This is a genomic window from Proteus sp. fly-1067 (genome assembly GCF_040139345.1).
Classification (GTDB): domain Bacteria; phylum Pseudomonadota; class Gammaproteobacteria; order Enterobacterales; family Enterobacteriaceae; genus Proteus; species Proteus vulgaris_B.
In genome coordinates this window covers 1-3,468 of the sequence record NZ_JBEEUL010000032.1, presented here as the reverse complement: position 1 = coordinate 3,468, position 3,468 = coordinate 1, and the positions used below count along the sequence as shown (strand labels likewise).

The following is a 3,468-nucleotide window of genomic DNA, read 5'->3' as shown; positions in this document are numbered from 1 at the left end:
TTAAAACGTGGTATCAATTTGTTATTCGCCCAGAAATGTGGGTGATGACGCTGAACCAAGATAGCCGTATTTTCCAGAATAAAACGGTGCCACAAATTCTTCAGCAATTGCTAGATGAAGCACATATCAAATATGACAAGCAATTCTATCAACCCGAACTGCATCAAACTCGCCGCTATATCACGCAAAAGCGTGAATCTGCTTATGCATTCTGGTGTCGTTTAGCGTTTGAAGAGGGGATCAATTTTTGGTTTGAAGAAGGACCAAAACTGTTTTATAGCGACAATCATTTAGGGATGACGGCGGGGATCACGCTGACGTATAACCCACAAGCAGAAACCGATATTACCGACACCACTGCCACCACATGGCGCTATACCGAACGTTTATGCAGTGATGTGCGTATCGATAAAGATTATAACCCTATGCGTCCTTCTTACCCGCTATCACAAGAAACAACGGGTGACGTTCATCAACAACATCCTGTTTTTGAGAGCTATGGACGTTTTCAAGAAGATGCCCATGCTCAACCATTGAATCAACTGCGCTATGAACAATCGCAAAACCATCGTCAAACCGGCTCAGCAAGCACCAACTGTTTTGCATTAATGCCGGGCAAAGTGTTTACCTTAACCCATCACCCAAGTGCGAGAATGAATTCGCGTTGGCAAGTGATCAGTGTTTCGCATCACGGTGTACAGCCCTCTGCGGATAACGGGGGCGGTGAAGGTACCCAGTTAAGCAATCACGTGACATTTATTCCAGGCACACAAGAATGGCGTCCACCTTTTCATTATAAACCGCTAGCGGATGGTGATGAGTTGGCGACAGTCGTTGGTCCAGAAGGTGAGGAGATTTACACCAATGAACAAGGCGCGGTAAAAGTTTATTTTCACTGGGATAGACGCGGAAAGCCTGATCATAGTGGTTCGTGTTGGTTGCGCGTTGCACAAGGTTGGAATGGCGATGGCTACGGCTTTATGGTGATCCCCCGTATTGGGCAAGAAGTGATTGTCTCTTATTTAAATGGTGATATTGATAGACCGATTATTACGGGCTGTACTTATAACGGTCGCAATGCCCCACCACTAGATTTACCCAAAGATAAAACCCGAACCACTTTTCGTACAAAAACGCATAAAGGCACAGGATTTAATGAACTGCGATTTGAGGATGCCGGCGGACGCGAAGAAGTGTATTTGCATGCGCAGAGGGATTTAAATATTCATGTGCAACATGATAGTCATTGGCATACTCAACATGATTTCAAGCATCGCATTGATAATCAACGTGTTACTGAAATTTTAGGTGATGATCACCTTATTATGCAAGGAACACAGAAATCATTAATTGAAGGTGATGTTTCATTACAAATTAAAGGTGCTAAACATAGCAAAATTGATGATGAATTAATTGTCGAAAGTGGTATGGAAACGAGCTTTAAAAGTGGTGGAAAAATTATTCTTGAAGCAGGAACAGAAATCACACTAAAAGTAGGAAGTAGCTTTATCCGTCTTACTCCAAGTGCAATTTTTACTTCTGGTAATTTAGATATCGGCTCTAGTGGTCCGGGGAATGGGCAATCTCCAATTATTCAACTTCCAGATGGTGTTATACCTTTCGAGCAACCCCCTTATACAATTAAGAAGTATTGTGCTTTAACTGCAAACGAAACAGGTAGCTTATTAATAAAGCCACCTAAGGAAGAAGAATAATGACATCCTTAACATGGACGCAATGGGTGAATGATTTTTCAAAAGGAGATGTATATTTTTTTATTAATACACCACCTACATCCGATTCTATTAAACGGTTTTATAGTAATAATTGGGTAGAAGAAGCTATTCCTTTATATCGGGGGACAGGGCTTGATCATTTAACGGAAATAAGTCCTTGGTTAGTTAAAATTAAATCAATATCCCTTTATCATTTAGCAAAAGAGCTAGATGAATGCCCATTGGAAGATAGGCATTGGGGATGGGCATATCACAGTCACTTAAATTGGAAAGAACAAATTAAGCATTGGCAATATTATCAAATGGTTACAGTAGATAATGAGCTGGTGCATTTAAGGATCTTTGATCCTCGTATTACTGAAATATTCTTACCTAACCTAAAAAAAGAAGATTGGCTATCATTAATGTATCCAGTTAATGATATCTTTATTCCAGTTAATAAAGAGAGCTTATTTTTTGAATGTCCTAACGATATATTAAAAAGCAAAAAACACGATTTCCCATTAAAATACATACTTCCTTTCTATTTACTAGAGGCTTGGCGTAATTCACTATATGCAACTAATTTAGTTGTTGAGAACCTTATTCTTGATTTTTGGGAAGATAAAGGTGATCTCGCCTATTCGCTTTTTTCAAGAGAGAATAATATAAGGGAAATTATCTACCAATGGGTTTCTAATGAAAAGTTAAAAAATACAGATATCGCTTATTTGACTGATAAAAATTTATTAAATCATTTATTAAATATAAAATTAATTAACAAGGAAGAACTATAAATGACGGATAAAACGGACTGTATTACTTGTGGAGAAAAATGGATTGAAATTCATCTTGTGGATGAGCTTAATAAACCTCTATTGAATATCGAATATGAATTATATCAGGCTTTTGGTCCTATGAAAAAACCAAGAAAAGGAATAGTAAAAGCAAATGGGATCATTAGGGAAGAGGGATTGGCTGGTTTCCCTATTGTCTTAAAATTAGATACTCAAGCTTTAATAAAGGAAATGAGCACACGAAAGTTAAGATTACTTAGAGGAGAAAATAATTCCACTGTCAAAACTGAAGCGAAGGCAAAAAATTATCCTTACCGTTATACAACAATTGGTGCTTTATGCAGGGAGAAAATTGATATTGATAATAAAGGATATCAGGATGAATATCCTTTTTATCATTTTCCTAAAGATGAAGCTTTTCAAGGGATCCCACTTTCTAAGTTTAATACCACAACAGTCATTGAGATTTGCCCATTTAGAGCTTGGTCTTTGATTCTTCATCATACTGAACAATATTCTATGGTTAATGCCTATAATTTAGGGATCTTAAGCCAACTTTCCTATAAGGATAATAATATTGATAATGCTGATTCAATAAGTTGTTTTTTTGAACGACAATGCTTGGATTTAAGTCGTTATCCTGTTGTCAGAGAGAAAGAAATTAATGCTCAATATCCCGCTATTGTTATCGATGTCCCTTTTGAAGAACGTTATGATAAGGCGGTTTTTTTAGATACTGAAGATGAAGAACAGCATGGTTCTAATGCTGAAGGTAGTACTCAATTATTCTATGTCCAAAATAAAGAGCAATTTATTGTTGCGTGGAGAGGATCTCAGGAGGGAACTGATTGGGTTGATGATTTTACCTATCGAGCGAAAGATATTAAAACCCACGCTCCAGAATTTAATCTAAATGGCAAAATGCATAAAGGTTTTTTAGGCGCTTATCAATTAGG

2 protein-coding genes and 1 pseudogene are annotated in these 3,468 nt (G+C 37.4%); all 3 read left to right on the top strand.

The window, feature by feature from the left end:
* Nucleotides 1–1,715: type VI secretion system Vgr family protein (locus ABN217_RS18685; protein ID WP_349459768.1), on the top strand; the 1,715-nt coding region annotated here is incomplete at its 5' end.
* Nucleotides 1,716–1,741: 26 nt separating this feature from the next.
* Nucleotides 1,742–2,512 (top strand): DUF4123 domain-containing protein, encoded by a 771-nt coding sequence (locus ABN217_RS18680; protein WP_196553598.1) that lies wholly within the window; start codon nt 1,742–1,744, stop codon nt 2,510–2,512.
* Nucleotides 2,513–3,468: pseudogene (locus ABN217_RS18675) on the top strand (lipase family protein); the annotation flags it as partial.